Genomic DNA, 25,322 nt, shown 5'->3' with positions numbered 1-25,322 from the left:
GTCAGGGCCTATCTTAGATAAACTTCACCTATCACAAAAAGAGATATTTTATCATAGTTTATATCAATATTTGTGATTTATGCGCGTGCAGTTCCATGCCCCTGCCAGCCCGTCAGGACAGTCAATAACGGTGCAGGACAGCGGGTCAATTTTATGCCCCAGCGCCTCATAGGCCGTGCATCCAAGCGCCTTTTGCAACAGCGCCAAAATGACCCCCATATGCGCGACGACAATGGTTTCGCCGGGCAAGGCCGCGACACCCGCATGAACGCGGGCAGAAAACCCATTCCAACTTTCGCCACCGGGTGGGGCGATGTCGCCGGGGGTTTCAAACACTTGGCGGGCGAGATCTGTGTCGCGCTGTTCAATCTGAGCCCAAGACAGATTTTCCCAATCGCCAAAATGGGTTTCGCGCAGGCGCGGATCATGGGGTAGGCGCGGGCGCGGGCCCTGAATCGCGCTGCCCGTGTTGATCGCGCGGCTGAGATCAGAGGAGATCAGCGGCACATCTGGCAGTGCCGCTTCAAGCCGCGTAATCGCGGCAGTGTCAGACAGATCGGCGGGCAGATCGGTCCAGCCAACAAAGCTTTTGGCATGGGTCGGGCCGTGGCGGATCAGCCATAATTTGCTCATTTTAACGCCTCCGGCCTGTCGCCTTTGAGCATGAAAGGTAGCCCCGCCATCACGCCCACAACAGTCCCGGCCTCTGCGGCCAAACGCCGATTGAGCTGCCCTTGTTCGATCCGAAACCGACGGGCAAGGGCGTTTTCGGGGACGATGCCCTGACCCACCTCGTTGCTGACAATCACCACCTGCGCCGGACAGGATTTGAGCGCGGCCAAGAGCATATCTGTCTCTTGGGCAATATCGTGATCAGCCAAAAGATGGTTGGTGAGCCAAAGCGTGGCGCAATCAAACAAGAGTATTTGATGTGCCTTTGCCTCTAAAATCACCTGATCGGCGCGAAAAGGTTCCTCGATTGTGCGCCAATCCGGGCCCCTATTTGTGCGGTGCTGCTCAACCTTTGTGCGCATTTCATCGTCATAGACCTGTGATGAGGCCAGGTAAACCCGATCTAACTGACTGTGAAAACACAGTTTTTCAGAAATTTCAGACTTGCCAGACGAGGCGCCGCCGAGCACCAGTGTAAAGGAAATGCACATGTTCGTGAAACTCAAAGTCATCCAATTGGGGTAGTGTGGTCGTAACAGGAGAAGCCACCGCTCGCAAATGCCCAACGCACATAACGCACAAAGGGACCGAGCGGCCAAACCTCGGGAGGGTCTTATGGCACTCGATATGACTGTATCAGACAACGCATTGCCACGTCGGGCAATGAAAGCGGAAATGCTTGATCTTGAAACAGAACAGGCATTGGCACGCGCTTGGCGCGATCATGGCGATGAGGCGGCTCTGCACCGTTTGATCACCGCCTATATGCGTTTAGCGATTTCGATGGCGGCCAAATTCAAACGTTATGGCGCGCCGATGAACGATCTTATCCAAGAGGCCGGATTGGGCCTGATGAAAGCGGCGGAGAAATTTGATCCCGACCGCGGCGTGCGGTTTTCGACCTATGCCGCGTGGTGGATCAAGGCCTCGGTTCAGGATTATGTGATGCGCAATTGGTCCTTGGTGCGTACCGGGTCGACGTCCTCGCAAAAGTCGTTGTTTTTCAATATGCGCCGTGTTCAGGCGCGGTTGGAACGCGAAGCCTCGACCCAAGGCACGCAACTCGATCATGCACAATTGTTGCAGATGATCGCGATGGATTTGGGCGTGCCGCTGCGCGATGTGGAGATGATGGATGGGCGCTTGTCCGGTTCTGATTTCTCGCTCAACGCGCAGCAATCGGGTGACGAGGACGGTCGCGAATGGATCGACCTTTTGGCCGATGAGGGCGACACCGCCGCCGAACTGGTGGGGGAAGAACATGATCAAAAGCAGCTTCAAACATGGCTCAAAGAGTCCATTGGCGAACTGAGCGACCGCGAGCAATTCATTTTGCGCGCGCGCAAGCTCTCAGATGAGCCACGCACGCTTGAAAGCCTTGGAGAAGAGTTGTCTTTGTCAAAAGAACGTGTCCGCCAACTGGAGGCAGGCGCTTTGGTCAAAATGCGCAAATCCTTGGAACGTCATGGTGAAGCGCTCTCGCTGCTGCTGAACTAAGGGCTTGAGTTTGGCTTGAGTTTGTCAAACGCGCACCCTACACCTTTGCCCATTGGAACGCTGTGAGACGCCGCCTCAAAACCAAGGTGGCTCATGACGGACCGGGGCAAAGGGGCATGTGATGCTAAGCGGAAAGACCATTCTTTTGATCATCGGCGGCGGGATTGCGGCGTTTAAATCGCTCGATCTGATCCGTCGCCTGCGCGAAGAGGGTGTGCGTGTCGTGCCGGTTCTGACCAAAGCGGCCGAAGAATTCGTGACGCCACTCTCCGTCTCGGCCCTTGCCGCCGAAAAAGTATATCGCGACCTGTTTGACCTGACCGATGAGGCCGAAATGGGCCATATCGAACTGTCCCGCGCCGCCGATTTGGTTGTGGTGTCACCTGCCACGGCCGATCTTTTGGGCAAGATGGCCAATGGCTTGGCCAATGATCTGGCCTCGACGCTGTTGATGGCGACGGACAAGCGCGTGCTGGTCGCACCTGCCATGAATGTGCGAATGTGGGACCACCCCGCGACCCAACGCAATGTGGCAACGCTCCAATCCGATGGCGTGCTGTTTGTTGGTCCTGAGGAGGGGACGATGGCCTGTGGCGAATTTGGCCCCGGACGACTGTCGGAAACTCCGGACATCATCGGCGCGATCCGCGCGGCACTCACCGAAGGCCCCCTGTTGGGCAAGCATATCCTTGTCACCTCTGGCCCGACCCATGAACCGATTGACCCGGTGCGGTATATCGCCAACCGTTCGTCTGGCGCACAGGGCACGGCCATCGCGAGCGCGCTGCGTGATCTTGGCGCTCGGGTGAGTTTCGTCACCGGCCCCGCCGATGTGCCGCCGCCGCAGGGCGTCACAGTGATCCGCGTCGAAACAGCCCGCGAGATGAAAGCCGCTGTCGAGGCCGCTTTGCCCGCCGATGCCGCCGTCTTTGCCGCCGCTGTGGCGGATTGGCGTGTGAGTTCGGAAAGCGGATCTAAGATTAAAAAAGAAAAAGGCGCATTGCCAAGTCTGAGTTTCGCGGAAAACCCCGACATTCTTGCCTCAGTCAGCCAGATGAGTACGGGACGTCCCCGGCTTGTGGTCGGCTTTGCCGCCGAGACCGACGACGTTGTGGCCCACGCCACGGCCAAACGACTGCGCAAAGGCTGCGACTGGATTGTGGCCAATGACGTCTCCCCCGCCACCGGCATTATGGGCGGCACAGAGAATGCGGTTGTGCTGATTTCGGACGCGGGTTCAGATGCATGGCCCGAATGAGCAAGGCGGAGGTGGCACGCCAGTTGGCCCATAAGATCGCCGACCGTTTGAGTGCGGCCTTTGCCGTTGAATGAGTATTTGGACAGCGATGAAAACATGACAGTTGATATTAAAATTCAATGGCTTGAGGGCGCGGACCGCGAGATCAAGCTGCCGTCTTACGAAACGGAACATGCCGCCGGTGCCGACGTGCGGGCGAATTTTCCGCCGGAGACGCGTGATGTTGGTTTGGTCTTGGTGCCGGGCGCGCGCGCCTTGATCCCGACCGGATTTGCGATGGAAATTCCGCCTGGATTTGAGGTGCAGGTCCGTCCCCGTTCGGGTCTTGCGCTCAAACATGGGATTTCCATGGTCAACACGCCGGGCACCATCGACGCCGATTATCGTGGCCCCATTGGCATTTTGTTGATCAATCACGGCACGGAACCGTTCCACATCCAACATGGCGAGCGTATCGGCCAAATGGTCGTCGCGCCTGTGGTGCAGGGGGCCTATGCAGTGGTTGAGACCTTGGGCGATACCGTGCGTGGTACGGGTGGATTTGGCTCGACGGGTCGTAAATAATGATCCCGTTTCTGATCATGGCTGTGGTGCTTTGGGGCGTTGGGGCGGCAACTCATGCCCCCAGACGTGCGCGCTGGGCGATGATCGGCATTCTATATCTGGCGGTGATTTTGGCGCTGACTGTGCTGCCAGAGGCGCATCCGATGCGACAGACACTCGGCGGAAGTCTTGGTGAATGGCTGCTTTTGGGCGGTTTTGCAGGTGTGATCATGGTCTATCGGTTTGGCCTGCGCGCCCTTCGGTCGCGGGTTGCGCCCGTGATGGACAGCGAAACGGACGGTTCGTTTCGACCTGCTGAATTGGACCGCTATATGCGCCATATTCTGTTGCGGGAAATCGGTGGGCCGGGTCAGAAAAAACTCAAACACGCCAAAGTCTTGGTTGTCGGGGCAGGCGGGCTTGGCGCGCCGATTTTGCAATATCTTGCGGCCTCGGGAGTGGGCACCATTGGCGTGGTCGACGATGATGTGGTCGAGGCCTCAAATCTGCAACGGCAGGTGATTCATACGGATGCGAACCTTGGTGTGCCAAAAGTATTTTCCGCCGCCGAGGCAATGCGCGCGCAAAACCCGTTTGTCGAGGTGCGCCCCTACAATCGCCGCTTTGACGAAAGCTGTGTGGCGCTGATCCGCGAGTATGATTTGGTGCTTGATGGCTCGGACAATTTCGACACGCGATACCTTGTGAATGCGCTTTGCGTGGCGGAGAAAACGCCGCTGATTGCGGCGGCGATCACCCAATGGGAAGGTCAAATTAGCACGTATAATACCGCAAAAAATGGCCCTTGTTATCAATGTGTGTTTCCTGAGCGTCCGGCAGAAGGCATGGTTCCAACCTGTGCCGAGGCGGGCGTGGCCGCTCCTTTGCCGGGCATTTTGGGCACGATGATGGCGATGGAAGCGCTCAAAGACATCACGGGTGCCGGGCAGGGCCTGATCGGGCGGCTTTTGATCTATGATGCGCTTTACACAGAGACGCGGGTGATCACGGTCAAAAAGCGCGCGGACTGTCCGATTTGCGGGATAAATAGTCCCGGATAGCCCTTTTCCTTTGGCGGAGCGCGGCATAGCTTCACTCCCAAAGGAGATCTTCATGACCAATCCGCTGTTGTCCGACTGGAATACCCCGTTCAATTTGCCGCCGTTTGAGGCGATTGAGGACGCCCATGTCAAACCCGCGGCCGAGGCCGCATTGGCCGAAGGGCGTGCGGCGGTTCAGGCCATTGCAAGCGACCCCGAGGCCCCGACATTCACCAATACAATCGAGGCCTTGGAACGTTCGGATAGCACGTTGTCCAAGGTTTTGGGCGTGTTCTACGGTTCGGCGGGGGCGGATGCCAACGATGTGCGCGATGCATTGATGCGGGACTTTTCCCCGATGCTTTCGGCGTACTCCTCTGAAATCACGTCGAATTCTGCATTGTTCGCACGAATTGAGACGCTTTGGGAGACGCGCGACACGTTGGATTTGACGCCAGAGCAGGCGCGGGTTTTGATGTTGACCTATCGCTCGTTTGTGCGGTCCGGAGCAAAGCTGGAAGGCCCGCAAAAGGCGAGGATGGCAGAAATCAAATCTCGACTTGCCACGCTGGGCACGGGTTTTGGGCAAAATCTTTTGGCGGATGAGCGCGATTGGGTCATGCCGCTGGCGGAGACCGATCTTGAGGGTTTACCGCAATTTGTGATCGACTCGGCGCGTGCGGCGGGCGAGGAAAAAGGTGCGGACGGCCCGGTCGTCACTCTGTCACGATCGCTGATCGTCCCGTTTATGCAGTTTTCGCCGCGCCGTGATTTGCGTGAAGCGGCATTCAAAGCCTGGTCCGCACGGGGTGAAAATGGCAATGCCAATGACAACCGTGAAAATGCGGCAGAAATTTTGCGCCTGCGCGAAGAGCGCGCCAAATTGCTCGGCTACCCGAGCTTTGCGGCCTATAAATTAGAGACCGAAATGGCCAAGACGCCGGAGGCTGTACGCGATCTGTTGATGCGCGTCTGGGCCCCGGCCAAAGAGGCGGCCGAACGGGATGGCGCGATTTTGGCCGAAATGATGGCAAAGGACGGCATCAATGGTCCGTTGGAGCCGTGGGATTGGCGCTATTATTCGGCGATCCGGCGCAAGGCCGAACATGATCTCGATGAAGCGGAATTGAAGCCCTATTTGCAATTGGACCGGATGATCGAGGCGGCTTTTGCCTGTGCGCATCGGCTGTTTGGTCTCGACTTTGAACCGCTGGACGTGGCCACCTATCACCCGGATGCACGGGCGTGGAATGTGACCCGCGACGGCAAACATATCGCGGTCTTTATCGGTGATTATTTCGCCCGTGGGTCGAAACGATCAGGCGCGTGGTGTACCGCGATGCGCAGCCAGCAAAAGCTCGAAGGTGACATTCGGCCGATCGTGCTCAATGTGTGCAATTTTGCCAAACCATCGAAAGGTGAGGCGGCATTGCTATCCTATGATGATGCCCGCACCTTGTTCCATGAATTCGGTCACGCTCTGCACCAGATGCTGTCAGATGTGACTTATGGCTCGATCTCGGGCACCTCGGTGGCGCGCGATTTTGTTGAGCTTCCCAGCCAACTTTTTGAACATTGGTTGGAAGTGCCTGAGGTTCTCGAAGAGTTCGCGACCCATGCCAAAACCGGTGCGCCGATGCCGCGTGATATGTTGGATCGGTTGTTGGCCGCACAGACCTATGATCAAGGCTTTGCCACGGTGGAATACATTGCCTCGGCCTTGGTTGACCTTGATTTTCACGATGGCGATGCGCCAGCGGACCCGATGGCCGCTCAGACCGAAACTTTGGCGCGGATCGGTTTGCCCCATGCGGTAACGATGCGCCATGCCACGCCGCATTTCGCCCATATCTTTTCTGGTGACGGCTATAGCGCCGGATATTACAGCTACATGTGGTCAGAGGTCATGGACGCCGATGCGTTCGAAGCCTTTGAGGAAAAGGGCGCGTTTGACTCAGCAACGGCGCGGCTTTTGGAGGAACACATCCTGTCCAAAGGTGGCTCTCAAGACGCAGAGGCGCTTTACACCGCGTTCCGAGGCCGGATGCCCGGAGTTGAGGCGCTGTTGAAAGGGCGGGGATTGCTCACCGCCTAAATGCGTTAATCCGCCTCGCCCCAAACGTCTTTGTGGATGATGACGTCGGCGTTGGGGTAGGCGGTGACGATGTGGTGTTTGAGGCTCGCTGAAATCGCGTGGGCCTCACGCAGCGTCTGGTCACCGTTCAACTCAATATGGATGTTCACAAAGGGCTTAGACCCGGCCATGCGGGTTTTTAGATCGTGGAACGCATGAATTTCCGGGTAGGACTTTGCCATGTTTTCAATGCCTTGAATCATTTCCGCCGGAGCAGAGCGATCCATCAAAGCATCCCAGGCCGATTTCCCGATGCGCAAAGCGCCGACAACCAAAATCGCCGCAGCTGCCAAAGCGACGACAGAGTCGATCTGATGCATGCCAAAGGCTTTGGCGGCAAAAAGCGCCACAATTGCCCCGATGTTGGGCACCAAATCTCCGACGTAATGAAGGCTATCGGCACTGACGACTTTGGACTTTGTCAGGCGCGCCACGCGCCTTTGCCACAGCACAAGCGCGATGGTTAAAATGATCGACAAGACCATGACCGCAATGCCCGCACCTTCGGCCTGAACTTCGACCGGGGTGTTCGAGAGCAGGCGGCGCGTTGAAGTCACGGCGATGATCGCGGCGGAGACCAAAATGAAAACGGATTGGGCCAGCGCAGCGAGGTCTTCGGCGGAGGTGTGGCCAAAGGCGTGGTCTTGGTCTGGCGGGCGCGAAGCGTAATAAATCGCCATCAAACCGCCCAAGGCGATCATCAAATCCATGCCGCTGTCGGCCAAGGAGGCCGCAATCGAAAGCGATCCCGTTTGCCCCAAAGCCCAGAGTTTGGCGATGATCAGAATCGTCGCGACAGTGACGGAGGCCAGACCCGCCGAAATATTCAAACGCGTGTCGCGCATAGGATCGTCCTTTCGCCCCGAAGGCTTAGTCGAGCATCAACTTGTCACGCACGCGCGCCCAAGCGCGGGGGACAAACGTGTCCTTGGCTGGTTCAAGGCACTGTTTTTCCAAAAACCAGTTAAAATACCCTGCATAATCAAAAGACGACATGGTTTCAGGGCCAAACTCTATCGCATCCCGCAATTCAGACATGTTTCTTGGAGTAAGTGTGGCGTGCCAATAATCGCTTTTGCCACAGGTGACCACTGGCTTTCGCTGCATCAAGGCCTCAAACCCTGCAGAGGAGTTTTGCGTGATCACGACCCGCGCTGCCTCGATCAGATCATGGATCGACGCATCGGTCACTTTGACATTCGGATGATCGGCGCAAACCTCAAGGATTTGCCTCCGTCCCAATTTGCCCTGCTGCGGATGCGGCTTCACATAGACCACAGCATCTGGGTCCAATTTGGCGGCGGTCACGATCATCTCTTTGGTGGTCAGATAATGCGTGCGCGGGCTTTCATTTTCGATGGTCTGACACAGGATCGTCGCGGTCGCTGGACGCAAAGGTGCGTCCATACGCGGTTCCTGACCGAGTTTGGAGACATTCTCACGCAACATAAACCCAGTCACGCCGTTAAAAAAATAATCCGCCTGCTCCCGGTCCACCTCATGCTCGGGAAAGCGCGAAAACCGCAGCGAGCTATTGGCGCCATGACCCAACTCGTCAAAATACCAAAACCCCCAAAGATAAGAGGGGGAGGCATGAAGAATCGTCGGCCCAAACATTGCCGGGCCACCGACGATGATGTGGAGGTGGCTTTCCTGTAAAAGGGCGCGAGAGGTGCGGCTGTTGCCCTCCACCAAATAGGGGGTCATGCCCTCATGGATCAGCTTTGGCATCAGTTTGGTGAAAAAATCGTGGCGACCTTGGCCAATCGCGTCAAACCAACTGCCGTACCCATGCACGACACAGGATTTAACGCCCTTTGGAATGTTGCGGGCGGCGAGGGGGGATTTGAGCTGTTCCATACCGGCTCACTCCAATATTTCGTCTGAACGCACGCCCCAGAGGCCCGATTTCAAGACCCAGCCCTTGTAGCCCGAGGCTGAGACTTTGCACCATGAGATATTGCATTCCAACAGACGTAAAATCACGCCTTTTTCTGCCTGTGCCGCCAAACGCGATCCGGTGTCAGGTCGCGAAAACAGGTCCACCGTGTCATCCGTGACAAGGGCCGTCCGCACCCCGGAGATCAAGGAGTAATGCAGCCATCCGGTCGCCCCCTCCATGTCACGCACGCGCCGCCAATGACCATATTCGGCAATCACTTCAAGCGGGTAGTTGCGTTTGGTGAAAACCCAATCAATCCGATGCGACAGGGATGGCCCGCGACGCACATTGGCCTCGTTGGCCTTAAGCGAGACGAATCGCGGCAGTGGCAGGTTCGTGGCCGACCCGCGCGTCGGGCCGGTTTGTGGCATCTGTTCGACAGGTGCGGCGGTTGGATTTTGAGCTGTGTCTTCGGTGGCAAAACCCGGTGTTAAACCGAGACAACATGTAAATGCCACAACACAGGCCCCGCGCAGAAGCGGGGTGAGTCGATGAAACCCATAAGGGGAACCACTGGTTACCATTGTGAAATCTGACCTGCTCATAAAAAGAAGGCGTGCCTTGCGCGCCAGCGTGTCACGGAACTTATCCTTTACGCCTTGCCGGGATGCAATCGAGTTTGCCAGTATAGCGGTGAAAAAGAAAGGAAGAGGTGCGGTTATGGTGCAGGGTCGGCTAAAGGTCGTGGTCACACGCGCGTTGCCCGAGGTGGTCGAGACGCGGATGATGGAGCTCTTCGATGTGGAACTCAATCACGACGACGTCAAACTGTCGCGTGAGGCATTGATCGCGGCGATGCAGCGGGCCGATGTTTTGGTGCCCTGTGTTACGGATCGGTTGGATGCCGACATGTTGGGGCAGGCGGGTGAACGGTTGAAACTGATCGCCAATTACGGCGCGGGTGTTGATCATATCGACACGATCACCGCCCATAATCGCGGCATCATGGTGACCAACACGCCCGGTGTGGTGACGGAAGACACCGCCGATATGGTGATGGCGCTGATTCTTGCGGTGACACGGCGCATTCCTGAAGGGCAGGCGGTGATGCAGGCGGGGAATTGGAATGGCTGGGCCCCCACCGCGTTTATGGGGCAACGGTTAACCGGCAAGCGGCTTGGAATTTTGGGCATGGGCCGGGTTGGACAAGCGGTGGCGCGGCGCGCGCAAGCCTTCGGGCTCTCGGTGCATTATCACAACCGGCGCAGACTTCACCCTGACGTCGAAGCCCGCTTTGAGGCGACCTATTGGGACAGTCTCGATCAGATGCTGAGCCGCGTCGATATTCTGTCGATCAACTGTCCGCACACGCCGTCTACCTTTCATCAAATCAACGCAAGGCGGCTGAAGTTGATGAAGCCGACAGCGGTGATTGTGAACACCTCGCGGGGCGAAGTGATCGACGAAAATGCTCTGACGCGGGGCTTGCGCTCTGGCGATATTGGTGGCGCGGGGTTGGATGTGTTTGAGCATGGTCACCAGATCAACCCGCGTCTGCGGGAGCTTCCCAATGTGGTCCTTCTGCCGCATATGGGCTCGGCCACGGTCGAAGGGCGGATCGAAATGGGGGAAAAGGTTCTTCTGAACATTCACACCTTTGCCGACGGTCATCGCCCCCCTGATATGGTGCTGCCTTCCATGCTGTGACGTGGTCACATCCTTTTGAACTCTCAGCCTTTTAGGGCCTTTTGCATTGAAACAGGGGCGAGGCGGATTAGGTGAAAAGGTAGCAATTGAAAGGAGGCACTCAATGAATTGGGACCAAATTCAAGGCAAGTGGAAAGAAATGAATGGCCGCATTAAAGAAGAATGGGGCGAGTTAACCGAGGATGATCTGGCCGCTGCAGAAGGGGATCGCGATCAACTCGAAGGTCAGATTCAACAGCGCTATGGCAAAACCAAGGAAGAGGCCCGCGCCGCGGTCAATGACTTTCTGGATCGGATTTGACCATGACCAATATCAATGATTTCCGAAAGGACCCGCAGCATACGCTTTGGGAAGAACTTGATGGCGTGCGCGCAGGCATGCTTGGCCTCGTAGGCTCTGGCGATCACATGCAACCGATGACGCATTTCGTGGATCGCGCGGCCTCTAAGCTGTATTTCATCACGTCAGATCAAACCGATCTGGCCAAACAGGCGGGTGTGACGGCGACGGCGCACTATTGTGTCGCCTCCACCAACCAAGACTTCTATGCCTGTCTGAGCGGGGTGTTAAAGCCGATCACAGACAAAGCCAAATTGGATGAGCTTTGGTCCAAAGTGGTCGCCGCATGGTTCCCCGATGGCAAAGAGGACAAGCATATCACATTGTTGGAGTTTTCTTTGGGCGAAGCCGCTTTGTGGGCCTCGACGGGCAACCCGTTGATCTTTGGTCTTGAGATCGCAAAGGCCAATTTGAACAAAGACAAAACGCCAGATGTGGGCGAGCACAGGGTTGTGACCTTCGCCAAGGCGGCGTGACGTCCCCTGCGCGTCTCATCACACTGAGCGACGCGAGCAAACGACAAAACGCGCTCCCTTGTGGAGCGCGTTTCCTTTTGTGGGCCAAAAGAGCGCAGGGTTTTACCGCTGATCTTTGATAAATGTGCCGTTGTTGAGCTCCTGCATCGCCTGCATCAACTCTTCGCGCGTGTTCATCACGATCGGCCCGTGCCAGGCCACAGGTTCCTCAATCGGCTGACCTGAGATCAAGAGAAACCGCACCCCCTCAGGTCCGGCATTGACCACGATCTCACTGCCAGTGTCGAAATTCACCAAGGTGCGGTTGCCCGACATGTCGCGGATGTTGATTTCCTCGCCGTTCACCTCTTTCTCCACCCGCACACCGTAGGGATTAGAGGCATCGCGAAACGATCCCGCCCCGGCGAACACATAGGCAAAGGTGTTGGCATAGGTATCGACCGGCAACACTTTGCGCGTATTGGGCGGCACGGAAATATCGAGGTACAGCGGGTCCGCTGCCACCCCATCCACAGGTCCGCGTTTGCCCCAAAATGAGCCGGTGACGATTTTCACTTTGGTGCCGTCATCGTCAATGATCTCAGGAATATCGTGGGCCTGAATGTCCTGATAGCGCGGCGCGGTCATTTTCAAACTGGAGGGCAGGTTGGCCCAAAGTTGGAACCCATGCATCTGACCACGGGCATTCCCGCGCGGCATTTCCTGGTGCATGATGCCGGAGCCAGCCGTCATCCATTGCACCGAGCCTGCGCCCAAAACGCCTTTGTTTCCAAGACTGTCGCCATGTTCAACCTCTCCATCCAAAACATAGGTGATGGTCTCGATGCCGCGGTGTGGATGCCAGGGAAAGCCCTTTTCAAACTGTGCCGGGTCGTCGTTGCGAAAGTCATCGAACAACAAAAACGGGTCAAACTCGCGTGGCTTGTGAAATCCGAATGCACGGTACAAGTGAACGCCAGCGCCCTCTAGGGTCGGTTGGCCAACGGAGGTCGATTTTACGGGACGAAACGTCATGATGAGTCTCCTTGTTCTGTTGGCTCATCATGTGGTGATTTTTGTCTGTGCGTAAATATCTGCGCGCGAACGGGGTCTGTGCGTGAGCGCGCGAATTAGGCCGGGCGGAGTATTTACGCTGCAATGAAAACAGCGCCAATAAAACGAAACTGCGTCCCGGCCGCTGGTTCATGGCGCTGTGGCGTCACCAGAAGGGGTTTGGGCCGCACGGGCCGGGACGTCTTCATCGCAGGCGGCCATCGGCTCTCCAGCCTGTACCGCTCCCTGAATGTGGCACGTTAACCTTAATACGCGCCTAACTCCGGCTTCATTGCAGCCAAATACTCAACAAAAGCGCCCCGAAGGGCGCTCTATCTTATTCTTCTGGGTCTTATTTCTTGTTGGAGCCGTAGACGTTAGCCGTTCCCGGAAAGGCCCGTGATTTGACCTCGGCGGCATATTCCGCGACGGCCTCATTGATCGCGTCGCCCATAGCGCCATATTTTTTGACAAATTTCGGCACCCATTCGTTGAGGCCCAACATATCCTCCATGACAAGGATCTGACCGTCACAGGTTTTTGATGCGCCGATCCCAATGGTCGGCACTTCGATGGCCTTGGTGATCTTGTCGGCCAATGGCTCCACGACCCCCTCGACCACAATGGCAAAAGCCCCGGCTTCGGCCACGGCAACCGCGTCATCAATGTGGATTTGCCAAGTGTCTTCGTCGCGGCCTTGGGTTTTGAACCCGCCCATAACGTTGGTGGATTGCGGTGTCAGGCCGATGTGCCCCATCACTGGAATGCCACGCTCGGTCAGGAATTTTACCGTTTCCGCCATACGCGCGCCGCCTTCCAGTTTGACGGCCTGACATTGGGTTTCTTTCATGATCGTGGCGGCGTTGCGAAATGCCTGCGACGGGCTTTCCTCATAGGAGCCAAAGGGCATATCGACCACGATCAGCGCGCGTTTGGTGCCGCGCACAACGGCTTTGCCATGCATGATCATCAATTCCAAAGACACGCCAACGGTGCTTTCCATCCCATGCATCACCATGCCGAGGCTGTCGCCGACCAGTAGAAAATCGCAATGTTTTTCGGCAATTGCGGCAGTGTGCGCGTGATAAGAGGTGAGCGAGACGATGGGCTCGCCGCCTTTGCGGTCTCGTATTTGCGGCACGGTCACGCGGCGGATGGTTTCGGTCTGTGTGGACATGGGTTCCTCCTGAGTTCGGGGGTCTGGGCCGAACTTATGTCGGGTCTGCGACCCTTTGGTCGATCAATAGCACATCGCCAAAGCGCGCGGCGAGCAAGATCACAGCGGGACGTTCAATCAGCCCCTCGATCTTTGCCAACGTGGCGGCATCTCGCACATCGACGCTTTCGATGGTGGCGCGCGGTTCGCGAGAGATAAAGGTGCGGATGTCGGTCTCAAGCTGATCTGCCGTGCGCCCGTCCGAGGCCTCATAGGCACCATAAGCCAGCGCTTTGTCGAGGATCAGCGCCGCTTGGCGATCTTCCGGCGTCAGGCGCACATTGCGCGATGACATGGCCAGGCCATCGACCTCGCGCACTGTTGGTACGCCATGAATCTCAATCGGCATATCAAGGTCGCGTACCATGGTTTTGATCACCAAAAGCTGTTGGTAATCTTTTTCGCCGAAAAACGCGCGATCTGCACCGGTGATGTTAAAGAGCTTCGTCACCACAGTGCAGACGCCTTTGTAATGGCCGGGTCGAAGTGCGCCCATCAACAGATGTTCCAATTGCTCGGTGACCACGGTGGTCTGTTTTTCGGGGTGATACATTTCGTCAGCGGAAGGGCAGAACACCGCATCCACGCCCGCCGCTTCCAAAAGCGCGAAATCGCGGGCCTCGTCGCGCGGGTAGGCGTCAAGATCGGAGGGGTCGCCAAACTGGGTCGGGTTGACGAAAATCGAAACTATCACCCGATCAGAGGTGGCCTGTGCTGCGCGTACCAATGTCAGATGCCCGTCATGCAAATAGCCCATGGTTGGCACCAATCCGACCGTCTCACCCGCGCCGTGAAAGGCGTCGACGGCCTCGCGAATGTCGCGTTTGTTTCGGCAAATTTTCAATGGATGTCCTCCCCGCCCACAGCTTGCTTGGCGCAGACTTTACAAACCTTGCGGCACTGCGGCAAGCCGCTGCCCGTACCCCTCTCTTGTCAGGATTTTAACCGTGTTTCACCAAATGTCCCTAAGCCTTCCCAATTCTCGCCATGTTTTGTTGCGATATTGGTAACGATAGTGGTTAAAACGGTAGAATTGTCCAATGGGAACCTTTGGTAAAACACTGAGCCTGATCAGTTTTTTGATCGGGATCACGATTTCAATCCTCGTCTACTTGCAATATTCCAAAGCGCAAAGCGGGATGATGAAAGCCGTGTCGAACAATATGTCGATGACCGAGTCGTATTGGGACGGCAGCGACGAAGATGATGCGCCGAGCTTGTCCACGATGCGGGTGGCCGCGCCCAAAGGCGGCTCTGCGGCGAAAACATTTGAGATTGAGCATGTCGATGCGTCTGCGGAAACCGGGACGATTGTCTATGATGATGGCACCGGGGCGTTTGGCGAAGATGTTGCTGCGGCTGAGCCAGAAGCGCTTGGTCCGCCAGAGGACGCAAGTTTTGGCGAATTGGTCAGCTATTATTTTGAAGTGGCCAGCATTTGGTTGTTTGGCGAGCGCGAAGACTCGTTGAAAATGGATTGCAAAGCCAAGCAAGGGGGCGGCAAGGTCTGTAACGTGTCGCGCGGCTAAGGCCGATGACGGGCGGAATATAAAGCGGCGCGAAGAGCCTCCTAGCGCCGTTTTTATGTGGCCGATTTGTTTGAAGCCAGTTCAGGTGTTAGACAATTCGTCCCAACATTCCAAAGCTTTGGCCGCGTACATCAACACGGGACCGCCTCCCATCTGAACGCCCATCGCCAACATTTCGGACAGCTCTTCACGTGTGCCGCCATGTTTCATCAGCGCCTCAACGTGAAAGCCAACACAGGGTTCGCAGCGCACACCAATGGCAATGGCCAACGCCACCAATTCCTTGGTTTTGGCATCAAGCGCATCCCCCTCCATCGCGGCTTTTGACATCGCGCCAAATCCAGCCGGGATGTTACGGTTGGCTTTGTTGAGGGCGCGCAAAGCCTCGCGCATAGATTCGTTTTTTTCAGCCCAAGACATGGGACTCTCCTTTGTTCGCGTGATCTTCTGTTGGCGCTATCTCTGGCATGAGATGGACGATGCGACCTTGATCCGCATCAAACAAATTCGAGAGGTTGCATGGGATTTTCGCATCGTTTCACGCATAGAAAAGGCCCGCCCCGATGTCTCGGAGCGGGCCTCAATGTATTGATCGCGTGACGGCTTATTGCGGGATGTCGCCGCTCAGGCCTTCGACGTAAAAGTTCATGCCTGCGAGCGTGCCGTCATCGGCCACTTCGCCATCAGCCAACCAGACGGAGCCGTCTTGTTTGTTGAGCGGCCCGGTGAACGGGTGATACTCGCCTGCCGCAATGCTGTCGCGCAGGGCTTCGGCTTCGGCTTTGATGTCGGCGGGCACAGCAGAGGAAATCTCGCCAATGCCAACCATGCCGGCACCGATGCCGTCCCATGTGTTGTCCGATTCCCATGTGCCATCCATCACCGCCTGAACGCGCTCGATGTAGTAGGGGGCCCAGACGTCAATGATCGACGAGATGCGTGGCATCGGCCCATATTCGGCCATATCTGCGGCCTGACCGAAGGTGTAGACATTGCCGGCCTTTTGGGCTGCGGCTTGCGGGGCGGTGGAATCTGTGTGCTGCAAAATCACATCAGCGCCTTGGTCGATCAGGGCCTGTGCGGCATCGGATTCTTTCGCCGGATCGAACCATGTGTAGGCCCAAACCACGTTGAACTCGACATCCGGGTTCACCTTTTTGGCGTGGACATAGGCGGAGTTGATGCCACGAATAACCTCAGGGATCGGGAAGGAGGCGATATAGCCGACTTTGTTCGACTTGGTCATTTTCCCTGCCAAATACCCTTGCACAGCGCGGCCTTCATAGAAACGTGCCGAGTAGACACCAAGGTTTGGCGCAGTTTTATATCCGGTGGCGTGTTCAAATTTCACATTCGGGAATTTCGCCGCGACATTGACGGTCGGGTCCATATAGCCAAAAGAGGTGGTGAAAATCAGATCGGCCCCAGACAGTGCCATTTGTGTCAAAACGCGTTCGGAATCGGCACCTTCAGGTACGGAATCTTGTTCGACGATCTCAACAGCATCGCCAAAATGCGCTGCCATTTCCACTGCCGCTTCGTGGTGGTGCTGTGACCAGCCACCGTCGTTTTTTGGACCGACATAGATAAAGCCGACTTTGACTTTGTCTGCGGCAAAGGATGGCACGGCAAGACCGAGCGCCAACACGGACGCTGTGGCTGCGGTCAGCAAGGTTCTACGTTTCATCTTTGAACTCCCTGTTCGTTTAAAAATCACCTCACGTGGAGGCGAAACTTTTGCCTCAGTTCGAGGCGTGAAAAATCCGCCCCAGCATGGCGGGCGCGTTGCTCGCACCATGCCTGCGCGCGGAAATAACAACAAGAACCACAATCGTCGCAAGGAAGGGCGACATTGACAAAAGCTCAACCGGAACCTTTGCTCCCGCCGCTTGCAGGTTCAATTGCAGCACCGTGATCCCACCAAAAAGATACGCGCCGATCAAAATGCGCCAAGCTTTCCAACTGGCAAACACCACAATCGCCAAAGCAATCCAGCCGTAGCCTGCGGTGATCCCATCGGTCCATTGCGGTACTCGAATAAGGCTGATGTAGGCACCGCCAAGCCCGGCCATTGCACCGCCAAATCCAATCGCCATGACCCGCACCATCCGCACCGGATAGCCAAGCGCATGGGCCGCCGAATGGTTCTCGCCCACAGCGCGTAAGATCAAGCCACCTCGGGTAAATTTCAAAAAGGCCCAGACCCCGGCAATCGACAAAAGGCTAAAATAGACCATCATGTCATGCTGAAACAGCATCGGTCCGATGACCGGGATCTGTTCCAATCCGGGGATGTTCAGATCGGACACGGGCGGGGGTTTGAGGCCCTGATAATTCTGCCCCAAAAGCGAAGCCAAACCCACGCCCATCAAGGTCAGTGCAAGCCCCGCGGGCACCTGTGTGGTCAAAAACACTTGGGTCAAAAGCGCAAACACCATCGAAAGCGCCATGCCGCCAAGGGCCGCGGCGATAAAGCCCACCGTCGGCGACCCGGTCTCGACTGCGGCGATAAATCCGCAGACCGCGCCGGTGATCATCATGCCCTCGACGCCAAGGTTGAGCACCCCAGATTTTTCCACCACCATTTCGCCCAAAGCGGCCAAAAGGATCGGGGTTGAGGCGACCATGAGAGAGGCCAATAGGACGACCGGATTGATTGAGCCGAAATCCATCACACGATCTCCTTTTTGACGATCATCAAGCGGTAGTTGACGAAAATATCCATGCCCAAAAGTGTCATCAACAACATGCCTTGGAACACTTGGATCGAGGCCGAGGGCAGGCCCAACATAAATTGTGCCAATTCACCGCCGATAAATGTCAGCGCCAGTAGCAGCCCGGCGAGCAGGATGCCGACCGGGTGCAACCGCCCCAAGAAAGTGACGATGATGGCGGTGAAGCCGTAGCCTGCGCCAAAGTCGATGGAGATTTGTCCTGCGGGGCCGGTGACTTCAAACAGCCCGGCCAAACCCGACAACGCGCCGGCCGTTCCGAGGCAAAACAGCACCAAAAGTTTGTCTTTGACCCCGGCAAACCGCGCCGCGCGTGGGCTTTCGCCGGTCAGACGAATTTGAAACCCCAACATATGTTTGTTGATCAAAACATAGGCCGCAACCACGGCGGCAAAAGCCGCAACAACGCCCCAATGCGCCCCTGTGCCTGAAATCAATTCTGGATTTGACATCGCCGGGATTTGGCTCAAGTTGCGCGATCCGGGAAAGCCGTTGCCCTGCGGATTTCGCAGCCAACTCAGCGCTGCCGAGGCCAAAAGCTGTTCGGCGATATAGACCAGCATCAAGGACACAAGGATCTCATTGGTGTTGAACCGCGTCTTCAAAATCGCCGGGATCATCGCCCATAAGAAACCGCCAATCGCCCCCGCGATCACCATCAACGGGAAGATCCACCACGCGTCCGTTGGGTAAAACGCAAGCCCTACAGCCGCACCCGCAAGCGCGCCCATGATATATTGCCCTTCGGCTCCGATGTTCCAAATTCCGGCTTTGAACCCAAGGCTCAGCCCGATCGCAATCAGGATCAGCGGTGCGGCCTTGACCAAAAGCTGTGGTCGCGAATAGGCGGCGAATTGGTCGTTGAACAACGGGTCCCAAAAGATGGTGCGGATGGCAGCAAACGGGTCTTTGCCCATCAGCGCAAACAAAATCCCACCTAAGATCATCGTCAGGATCACCGCCAGAATCGGCGTCGCGATGGTCCAGGCTTTTGACGGCTCGGGGCGTTTGACGAATTTGATCATTCTGCGGCCTCCAAATCATGTGCGCCGCCCATCATCATCCCGATCTCATCGACGGTCAGGCCTTTGGCGACACGAGGCGCGGTCAATTTGCCTTCGTTGAGGGCGGCGAAATGGTCCGAAATTTCCATCAATTCATCGAGGTCCTGTGAGATCACGATCACCCCTGCGCCTTTGGCCGCAAGGTCCAAAAGCGATTGGCGAATGGCGGCGGCGGCCGAGGCGTCGACACCCCATGTCGGCTGGTTCACCACCAACACGGTCGGGTCTTGGAGTACTTCGCGGCCAATCACGAATTTCTGCAAATTGCCGCCTGATAATGAGCGCGCCGCCGAGCCGGGGCCAGGGGTGCGCACGTCGAATTTCGCGATGATCTCGCGGGCAAACGCTTCGGTCTTCTTCCAGTTGACGAAATTGTTTTTGCTTAATTTTTTTCGGATGTTCGCGGTCAAAACCGCGTTTTCCGTCAGGCTCATATTGGGCGCGGCAGCATGGCCCAGCCGTTCTTCAGGCGCCGCCAAAAGGCCAATTTTACGCCGCGCGTTTGGTCCAAGGCCACTGATGTCTTGGCCGCAATAGGTGATCGCGCCTTTGCCGGTTTTCGCCTCGCCCGAAAGCACCGACAAAAGTTCATCTTGGCCATTGCCCGCCACGCCGCCGATGCCAAGCACCTCACCCGCGCGCAGTCGCAGAGACACGTTTTTCAACCGGGTGCCAAACGGGTTGGCCGGAGCAAAATCAAGCCCCTGCACATCCAGCAGAACCTCGCCCGTTTCGCCGCCTTCGCGCGACGGCACATGCAAAGTTTGCCCCACCATCATCTCCGCCATGTCGCGTGCGGTTGTGACCTTGGGGTCGCATTCGCCGACCACCTTGCCCAGCCTTAGGATCGTCGCCCCATCACAGAGCGCGCGAATTTCTTCGAGCTTGTGCGAGATATAGAGGATCGAGGTGCCTTCAGATTGCAATTTGCGCAGGGTTTTAAACAGGATTTCAACCTCCTGCGGCGTTAAAACCGAGGTGGGTTCATCCATGATCAACAGTTTCGGGTCCTGTAAAAGACAGCGGATGATTTCCACCCTTTGCCGTTCGCCTGCTGACAAATCACCAACAATCCGGTCCGGGTCGAGTGGCAGGCCGTAAGCGTCGGACACTTCGCGAATGGACTGCGCCAAGGCGTTCATTTTTGGCGGGTTTTCCATCCCAAGCGCGACGTTTTCGGCGACGTTCAGCGCCTCAAACAGCGAAAAATGTTGAAACACCATCGCGACGCCTGAGGCCCGCGCGGCCTGCGGATTGCCGGGCGCATAAGGCGCGCCGTGCAGTTGCATGGAACCCGCATCGGGTTTTTCCAGCCCGTAAATCATTTTCACCAGTGTGGATTTGCCCGCGCCGTTTTCGCCCAAGAGGGCATGAACCTTGCCGGCACCGATGGAAAAGGACACGTCGTCATTGGCGCGCACACCGGGATATTGGCGCGTTAGCCCCGAGAGGTTTAATAGCTCTGTCACGCTGTTTGTTCCCCGTAAGAGTCTGCGATCTCTGTGGATGAGATTAGGCTTGCGGCCACCCCAATCGCAATGGCTTGTGGATGTTTCCCTAGCGACGGTTGCCCAATTGGACAGCAAATGCGGTCAATTTGGGCGTCCAAATGCCCCAAGTCGCGCAAACGCCCGCGAAACCGGGCCCATTTGGTGCGCGATCCGATCAGCCCGGCAAAGCCAAACCCATGGGTCAAAAGCCGATGACATAGCTCTAAATCGAGCGCGTGGGAGTAGGTCAAAATCAGATGTTCGGCCCTGACAGGCGCGTAGTGCACCACGTCTTCGGGATGGGACGCGATCAGCGGATCGACGCCATCGGGCAGGTGTTCGGGGAACCGATCAGCCCCGGTGTCGATCCATGTTATGGCAAAATCGGGCAGCGGGGCGAGGGTATTTACGATGGCGCGGCCGACATGCCCGGCACCCCAGACCCAAACCGGGCGGGTGGCGCGCCGGACCGGTTCGATCATCCAATCCCCATAAAGCGCGGGTTTCAAAACCCCTTGTGCCCGTGCCAGAGTGAGGGCTTTTTTGACCGCAAACGGCATGTCTCCGAGGCCACGCGCATAAATGTCCTGCGGAATATCTTCAACTGAGTCAAAGACTTCGGTCAAAAGCGTCACCGCCCCGCCGCAGCATTGCCCCATCGCGGGACCAAGTGGCAGACGGTTCAAGCGCGGCGCGCAAAACGCAGATTTTGCGGCCTCAAATTCCAATGTCCCGCCGCCAATTGTGCCCGATTGCCCAAACCCCTCTGGCGTGGCCCAGACCAACATTGCCGCACCCACTTCACGCGGGGCGGAGCCTTGGACCTCGGCCACGACCACCCGCGCCACCCGCCCGTGTTGGGCAAGGGCTTGGGCCAAAGCGTCGCGATCAAGGCTCATCCGCGGGCTCGCGTGATGGCGTTGAGCAATTCTTCGGGTGTGGCGGGGGCGTTGAGCGCCGGATAGGTCGGCCCACAGGCGGCGCAGGCATCCGAGAGCGCCAAAAATGCCGAAATCCCCAACATAAACGGCGGCTCCCCCACCGCTTTGGAGCGATAAATCGTATCCTCGCGGTTGCGCCCGTCCCAGAGCGCGACGTTGAACACATCCGGTGCGTCAGAGCAGGCCGGAATTTTATAGGTTGAGGGCGCATGGGTTTTCAGCAAACCCTTGGCATCCCACCACAATTCCTCGGTGGTTAACCAACCCGCGCCCTGGACATAGCCGCCTTCGATCTGGCCTTTGTCAATCGCCGGATTGAGCGAGGTTCCCGCATCATGCAAAATATCGGCGCGCAAAATGCGGTTTTCGCCGGTGAGCGTGTCGAGCGCCACTTCGGTGATCGCAATGCCATGGGCAAAGTAGAAAAATGGCCGACCCTTGCCTTTGATGCGGTCCCATTCGATCTTTGGCGTTTTGTAAAATCCGGTCGAGGACAGGCTGACACGGTTCATATAGGCGAGGCTGACGAGTTCAGCGAACCCCATGTCATGCACGCCAAAGCGCACACGTCCCTCGGCCCAGGTGACCTCGCTTTCGCCAAAGCGTTCAAGGATAAAGACCTCAAGCCGGGTGCGGATCGCATCACAGGCGTTTTTGACCGCCATGCCGTTCAAATCCGTACCCGAAGAGGCGGCGGTGGCGGAGGTGTTGGGGACTTTTCCGGTGTCTGTAGCGGTGATTTTAACGGTTTCAATAGGCACGCCAAACACCTGAGCCGCGACTTGCGCGACTTTTAGAAACAAGCCCTGGCCCATTTCCGTGCCGCCATGGTTCATATGGATCGAACCGTCATTATAGACATGGACCAGTGCGCCCGCCTGATTGAGGTGGGTGAGGGTGAAAGAGATGCCGAATTTCACCGGCGAAATTCCGAGACCCTTTTTGATGATCGGGTTCTCGGCGTTCCATTTTGCCACTGCCTTTTTGCGCGCGGCGTAATCGGCATCTTGCAACAGCTTTTCGGTCATGGCGTGAAGGATGAAATCCTCGACCTCCTGACCATAAGGCGTCAGCTTGCCGCGCGGGGTCAGTTGTCCGCCGGCATGGGCACCGTGCCCGGTGTCCGTCTCCGCACCACCACGGCTCAGAGGATCGCCATCCAGCGAGAGCACATGGTCTTCGGGTAGGCCTTCGCCCGCCGTCGGCACCACCATGTCATCGTAATAATTCAGCCGACGCACCTCGGCTGGATCGCGGCCCAGCGTGTGCGCAATGTGATCCACCACGCGCTCAATTCCCAACACGCCTTGCGGCCCGCCAAAGCCGCGATAGGCGGTGTTGGATTGCGAATTGGTTTTCAACCGATGGCTTTCAATCCGCGCATTGGGCAGGAAATAGGCGTTGTCCGCATGTAACATGGCGCGATCGGCCACGGGCAGGGTCAGGTCCATCGACCATCCGGCCCGCGTCAATTGAACAAATTCGATGCCTTCAATCCGGCCATGTTCGTCAAACCCACATGTATAGGAAATGCGAAAATCATGGCGTTTGCCGGTGATGATCATGTCGTCATCGCGGTCATAGCGCATTTTACAGGGCTTGCCCGTGTCGCGCGCAGCAATGGCGCAGGCGATGGCCAACCAGTTGCCCTGTGATTCCTTGCCGCCAAACCCGCCGCCCATCCGCCGGGTTTCAACCCGCACCGCATGCATCTGGACATGCAGGGCGTGGGCGACCTTGTGTTGAATCTCTGAGGGGTGTTGGGTCGAGGAATAGACCACCATATCGCCACCTTCTTGTGGCAAGGCGGCGGCGGCTTGGCTTTCGAGGTAGAAATGCTCTTGGCCGCCCATGTGCAGCGTGCCCTTGATCACATGCGTTGCGGCTTTGATCGCCTCGGCGGCATCGCCACAGCCATAAATGCGTGGCCCATCTTCAAACCGGCTTTCTGCGGCCATTGCTTCGTCATACCCAAACAGCGCGGGTTTTTCGTCATAGGCGATCTTGCCCAGCGTGGCGGCTTTGCGCGCGGCGTGATGCGAGGTTGCGACCACCAAAAACACCGGCTGGCCGACAAAACTCACTGTCGTTGAGGTGAGCAGGGGCTCGTCGCCCAGCGAGGGCGAACAATCGGGGATGTGATCGCCGAAATCCTCCGCCGTGTACACCCGAACCACGCCGGGCGCAGCGCGCACGGGCGCGAGGTCCATCGAGGTGATCTCGCCATGCGCGACCGTTGAGAGGCCAAAGGCCAGATGCAGCGCGCCGACGGGCAGCGGGATGTCATCAATATAGCGGGCCTGACCCGTGACATGCAGACGGGCGGCGTCATGGGGATGCGAAGACCCAACAGACATCACGCGCCCTCCTTGATCGAGAGGACCGAGGTGGCGAGGCCGGACCGTTCGGCATAAAGGCGGCGCAGCATGTTTTGCGCTGCACTCAGGCGGTAGTCGGCTGAGGCGCGCATGTCGCTCATTGGGGTGTAATCTTTGGCAAAGGCGGGCAGGGCGGCCATAATTGTCGCCTCATTCCAGGGCTGGCCGATCAAAGCCGCCTCAACGGTTTTGGCCCGCGCGGGTGTCCCGGCCATGCCGCCAAAGGCGATCACCGCGCTGCGAACGACCCCGGCTTCAACCGCGATATTGAATGCACCGCAGACGGCGGAAATGTCTTGGTCGAAGCGTTTCGAGAGTTTGTAGACGGCGAGATTGATCAGCCCGGCTTTTGGCACGGTGATGCTTTCGACAAATTCAGACGGCTGACGGTCCTGTTTGCCATAGGTGATAAAGAAGGCTTCGAGCGGGATGGTGCGCTGATCCTCGCCTTTGCGCAGGGTCACGGATGCGCCTGCCGCAATCAACGGTGGCGGGCTGTCGCCAATCGGTGAGCCGTTGGCGATATTGCCGCCCAAGGTGGCGGCGGCGCGGACTTGGGTCGAGGCGAAGCGGCGGAACATCTCAGACAGCGAGGGCGCATAGGGTTTGAACAGGGGGATCAGATCGGCAATGGGGGTCATGGCTTTGATCTCGAACGCATCGTCCGTCTCTATGATGCCCTTGAGATCACTGACGCCGTTTAGGAAAATCACCTCGTCCAAATCGCGCATCTGTTTGGTGACCCAAAGCCCGACATCGGTGGCCCCGGCGATCAAGGTCGCAGAGGGCCGAAGGCCGTAAAGTGCTGCCAATTCGTCCACCGTTTCGGGGCGCTGCACCACGGCGGGGGCGGCAAAGGGGATATGTTCAAAGCCCTCGGGCACAGGTGAGGTTTCGGCTTTTTGGGCGGCGCGCAGGATCGGCGCATAGCCGGTACAGCGACACAGATTGCCCGCAAGGATGTCTTCGTGGTTGATCTCGCCACGCGCGTGCGCCGTGGCCATCGACATGATAAATCCGGGGGTGCAAAAGCCACATTGGCTGCCGTGTTCCTCGATCATCGCGCTTTGCACCGGGTGCAGCGTGTCGCCTTTGGACAGGCCTTCGACCGTGGTGACGGATTTTCCGTGAAGCTGCGGCAGGAACAAAATACAGGCGTTGAGGGGCTTTTTGCCGCTCTCATCCTCGACCATGATGGTGCAGGCCCCGCAATCGCCTTCGTTGCAGCCCTCTTTGGTGCCGCATAGGCCGCGCCCGTCACGCAGGTAGTCCAGTAAGGTGCGGGTTGCGGGCTCGCGGGTGCGAACAATCTCGCCGTTGAGCCGAAAAGTGATCTCCATCGTGTCAGACCTACCGCTTTCTCTTTATGACAGACGCGTCCGATGCGGTGG

General features: G+C 57.4%; 24 protein-coding genes and 1 pseudogene. 9 read left to right on the top strand and 16 right to left on the bottom strand.

All coding sequences use genetic code 11. From position 1 onward, the window contains the following. Positions 1-63: 63 nt before the first annotated feature. Complete coding sequence (locus tag DA792_RS13900; protein ID WP_107720454.1) at positions 64-633, bottom strand: histidine phosphatase family protein; 570 nt, start codon at positions 631-633, stop codon at positions 64-66. Further along, positions 630-1,184, bottom strand: a complete 555-nt coding sequence (cobU, locus tag DA792_RS13895; RefSeq protein ID WP_439099365.1) for a bifunctional adenosylcobinamide kinase/adenosylcobinamide-phosphate guanylyltransferase — start codon at positions 1,182-1,184, stop codon at positions 630-632. The genes DA792_RS13900 and cobU overlap by 4 nt, the downstream gene beginning before the upstream one ends. Before the next feature lie 103 nt (positions 1,185-1,287). On the opposite strand from cobU, the gene DA792_RS13890 reads away from it, so the two are divergent. From DA792_RS13890 to DA792_RS13870, 5 genes and pseudogenes are all read left to right on the top strand, one after another. After that, positions 1,288-2,169, top strand: coding sequence for an RNA polymerase factor sigma-32 (locus tag DA792_RS13890; protein ID WP_107720452.1), 882 nt, complete (start codon positions 1,288-1,290; stop codon positions 2,167-2,169). Between the two features lie 121 nt (positions 2,170-2,290). Next, positions 2,291-3,501 (top strand): annotated as a pseudogene (gene coaBC / locus DA792_RS13885) (bifunctional phosphopantothenoylcysteine decarboxylase/phosphopantothenate--cysteine ligase CoaBC). A 22-nt stretch (positions 3,502-3,523) separates the two neighbouring features. Next, complete coding sequence (dut, locus tag DA792_RS13880; protein ID WP_107722708.1) at positions 3,524-3,991, top strand: dUTP diphosphatase; 468 nt, start codon at positions 3,524-3,526, stop codon at positions 3,989-3,991. Beyond that, a complete protein-coding gene (locus DA792_RS13875) occupies positions 3,991-5,031 on the top strand; it encodes a HesA/MoeB/ThiF family protein (RefSeq protein WP_107720451.1) in 1,041 nt (346 codons plus the stop codon). The genes dut and DA792_RS13875 overlap by 1 nt, the downstream gene beginning before the upstream one ends. Positions 5,032-5,083: 52 nt before the next feature. Further along, positions 5,084-7,105, top strand: coding sequence for a M3 family metallopeptidase (locus DA792_RS13870; RefSeq protein ID WP_107720450.1), 2,022 nt, complete (start codon positions 5,084-5,086; stop codon positions 7,103-7,105). Positions 7,106-7,110: 5 nt separating this feature from the next. On the opposite strand, the gene DA792_RS13865 is transcribed toward DA792_RS13870, so the two are convergent. Genes DA792_RS13865 through DA792_RS13855 form a run of 3 tightly spaced genes read right to left on the bottom strand, consistent with a single transcriptional unit; the run spans position 7,111 to position 9,610 of the window. Then, positions 7,111-7,989, bottom strand: a complete 879-nt coding sequence (locus DA792_RS13865; protein ID WP_107720449.1) for a cation diffusion facilitator family transporter — start codon at positions 7,987-7,989, stop codon at positions 7,111-7,113. A 25-nt stretch (positions 7,990-8,014) separates the two neighbouring features. Next, on the bottom strand, positions 8,015-9,004 hold the full coding sequence (locus tag DA792_RS13860; protein ID WP_107720448.1) for a capsular polysaccharide export protein, LipB/KpsS family: 990 nt from the start codon (positions 9,002-9,004) through the stop codon (positions 8,015-8,017). Positions 9,005-9,010: 6 nt separating this feature from the next. After that, complete coding sequence (locus tag DA792_RS13855) at positions 9,011-9,610, bottom strand: SH3 domain-containing protein (protein ID WP_107720447.1); 600 nt, start codon at positions 9,608-9,610, stop codon at positions 9,011-9,013. A gap of 136 nt (positions 9,611-9,746) precedes the next feature. Here DA792_RS13855 and DA792_RS13850 point away from each other — a divergent pair, with 136 nt between their 5' ends. From DA792_RS13850 to DA792_RS13840, 3 genes are all read left to right on the top strand, one after another. Further along, entirely contained in the window at positions 9,747-10,733 is a 987-nt protein-coding gene (locus DA792_RS13850; RefSeq protein WP_107720446.1) for a 2-hydroxyacid dehydrogenase, read from the top strand. 103 nt (positions 10,734-10,836) lie between these two features. Further along, entirely contained in the window at positions 10,837-11,034 is a 198-nt protein-coding gene (locus DA792_RS13845) for a CsbD family protein (protein WP_107720445.1), read from the top strand. A 2-nt stretch (positions 11,035-11,036) separates the two neighbouring features. Continuing rightward, positions 11,037-11,549 (top strand): pyridoxamine 5'-phosphate oxidase family protein, encoded by a 513-nt coding sequence (locus DA792_RS13840; RefSeq protein WP_107720444.1) that lies wholly within the window; start codon positions 11,037-11,039, stop codon positions 11,547-11,549. Between the two features lie 102 nt (positions 11,550-11,651). Here the strand turns inward: DA792_RS13840 and DA792_RS13835 are convergent, their stop codons facing one another. The 3 genes from DA792_RS13835 to panC all read right to left on the bottom strand — a co-directional run bounded on the left by DA792_RS13835 (position 11,652) and on the right by panC (position 14,641). Beyond that, positions 11,652-12,563 (bottom strand): pirin family protein, encoded by a 912-nt coding sequence (locus DA792_RS13835; RefSeq protein WP_107720443.1) that lies wholly within the window; start codon positions 12,561-12,563, stop codon positions 11,652-11,654. A gap of 370 nt (positions 12,564-12,933) precedes the next feature. Beyond that, the gene (gene panB, locus DA792_RS13830; RefSeq protein WP_107720442.1) at positions 12,934-13,758 is read right to left on the bottom strand and encodes a 3-methyl-2-oxobutanoate hydroxymethyltransferase; all 825 of its coding nucleotides are present in this window, start codon (positions 13,756-13,758) and stop codon (positions 12,934-12,936) included. A 34-nt stretch (positions 13,759-13,792) separates the two neighbouring features. Further along, positions 13,793-14,641, bottom strand: coding sequence for a pantoate--beta-alanine ligase (gene panC / locus DA792_RS13825; RefSeq protein WP_107720441.1), 849 nt, complete (start codon positions 14,639-14,641; stop codon positions 13,793-13,795). Between the two features lie 196 nt (positions 14,642-14,837). Here panC and DA792_RS13820 point away from each other — a divergent pair, with 196 nt between their 5' ends. Further along, on the top strand, positions 14,838-15,326 hold the full coding sequence (locus DA792_RS13820) for a hypothetical protein (protein ID WP_107720440.1): 489 nt from the start codon (positions 14,838-14,840) through the stop codon (positions 15,324-15,326). A gap of 81 nt (positions 15,327-15,407) precedes the next feature. Here DA792_RS13820 and DA792_RS13815 read toward each other — a convergent pair whose 3' ends face one another. The 8 genes from DA792_RS13815 to xdhA all read right to left on the bottom strand — a co-directional run bounded on the left by DA792_RS13815 (position 15,408) and on the right by xdhA (position 25,271). Then, positions 15,408-15,746 carry a carboxymuconolactone decarboxylase family protein gene (locus DA792_RS13815; RefSeq protein ID WP_107720439.1) on the bottom strand — a complete coding sequence of 113 codons (339 nt, stop codon included), beginning with the start codon at positions 15,744-15,746 and terminating at the stop codon, positions 15,408-15,410. A gap of 184 nt (positions 15,747-15,930) precedes the next feature. Then, positions 15,931-17,013 (bottom strand): BMP family ABC transporter substrate-binding protein, encoded by a 1,083-nt coding sequence (locus DA792_RS13810; RefSeq protein WP_107720438.1) that lies wholly within the window; start codon positions 17,011-17,013, stop codon positions 15,931-15,933. A gap of 55 nt (positions 17,014-17,068) precedes the next feature. Further along, positions 17,069-17,998: an ABC transporter permease gene (locus DA792_RS13805; protein WP_107720437.1), complete on the bottom strand. Its 930-nt coding sequence runs from the start codon at positions 17,996-17,998 to the stop codon at positions 17,069-17,071. Next, complete coding sequence (locus DA792_RS13800) at positions 17,998-19,083, bottom strand: ABC transporter permease (RefSeq protein WP_107720436.1); 1,086 nt, start codon at positions 19,081-19,083, stop codon at positions 17,998-18,000. The genes DA792_RS13805 and DA792_RS13800 overlap by 1 nt, the downstream gene beginning before the upstream one ends. Next, complete coding sequence (locus DA792_RS13795; RefSeq protein ID WP_107720435.1) at positions 19,080-20,591, bottom strand: ABC transporter ATP-binding protein; 1,512 nt, start codon at positions 20,589-20,591, stop codon at positions 19,080-19,082. The genes DA792_RS13800 and DA792_RS13795 overlap by 4 nt, the downstream gene beginning before the upstream one ends. Then, positions 20,588-21,511 (bottom strand): xanthine dehydrogenase accessory protein XdhC, encoded by a 924-nt coding sequence (gene xdhC / locus DA792_RS13790; protein WP_107720434.1) that lies wholly within the window; start codon positions 21,509-21,511, stop codon positions 20,588-20,590. The genes DA792_RS13795 and xdhC overlap by 4 nt, the downstream gene beginning before the upstream one ends. Then, a complete protein-coding gene (gene xdhB, locus DA792_RS13785) occupies positions 21,508-23,910 on the bottom strand; it encodes a xanthine dehydrogenase molybdopterin binding subunit (protein ID WP_107720433.1) in 2,403 nt (800 codons plus the stop codon). The genes xdhC and xdhB overlap by 4 nt, the downstream gene beginning before the upstream one ends. Continuing rightward, positions 23,910-25,271 (bottom strand): xanthine dehydrogenase small subunit, encoded by a 1,362-nt coding sequence (gene xdhA, locus DA792_RS13780; RefSeq protein WP_107720432.1) that lies wholly within the window; start codon positions 25,269-25,271, stop codon positions 23,910-23,912. The genes xdhB and xdhA overlap by 1 nt, the downstream gene beginning before the upstream one ends. Between the last annotated feature and the right edge of the window lie 51 nt (positions 25,272-25,322).

Source organism: Celeribacter baekdonensis, assembly GCF_003047105.1.
GTDB lineage: Bacteria > Pseudomonadota > Alphaproteobacteria > Rhodobacterales > Rhodobacteraceae > Celeribacter > Celeribacter baekdonensis_B.
The sequence above is the reverse complement of the archived record's forward strand: the minus strand, read 5'-3'. Positions and strand labels throughout refer to the sequence as shown.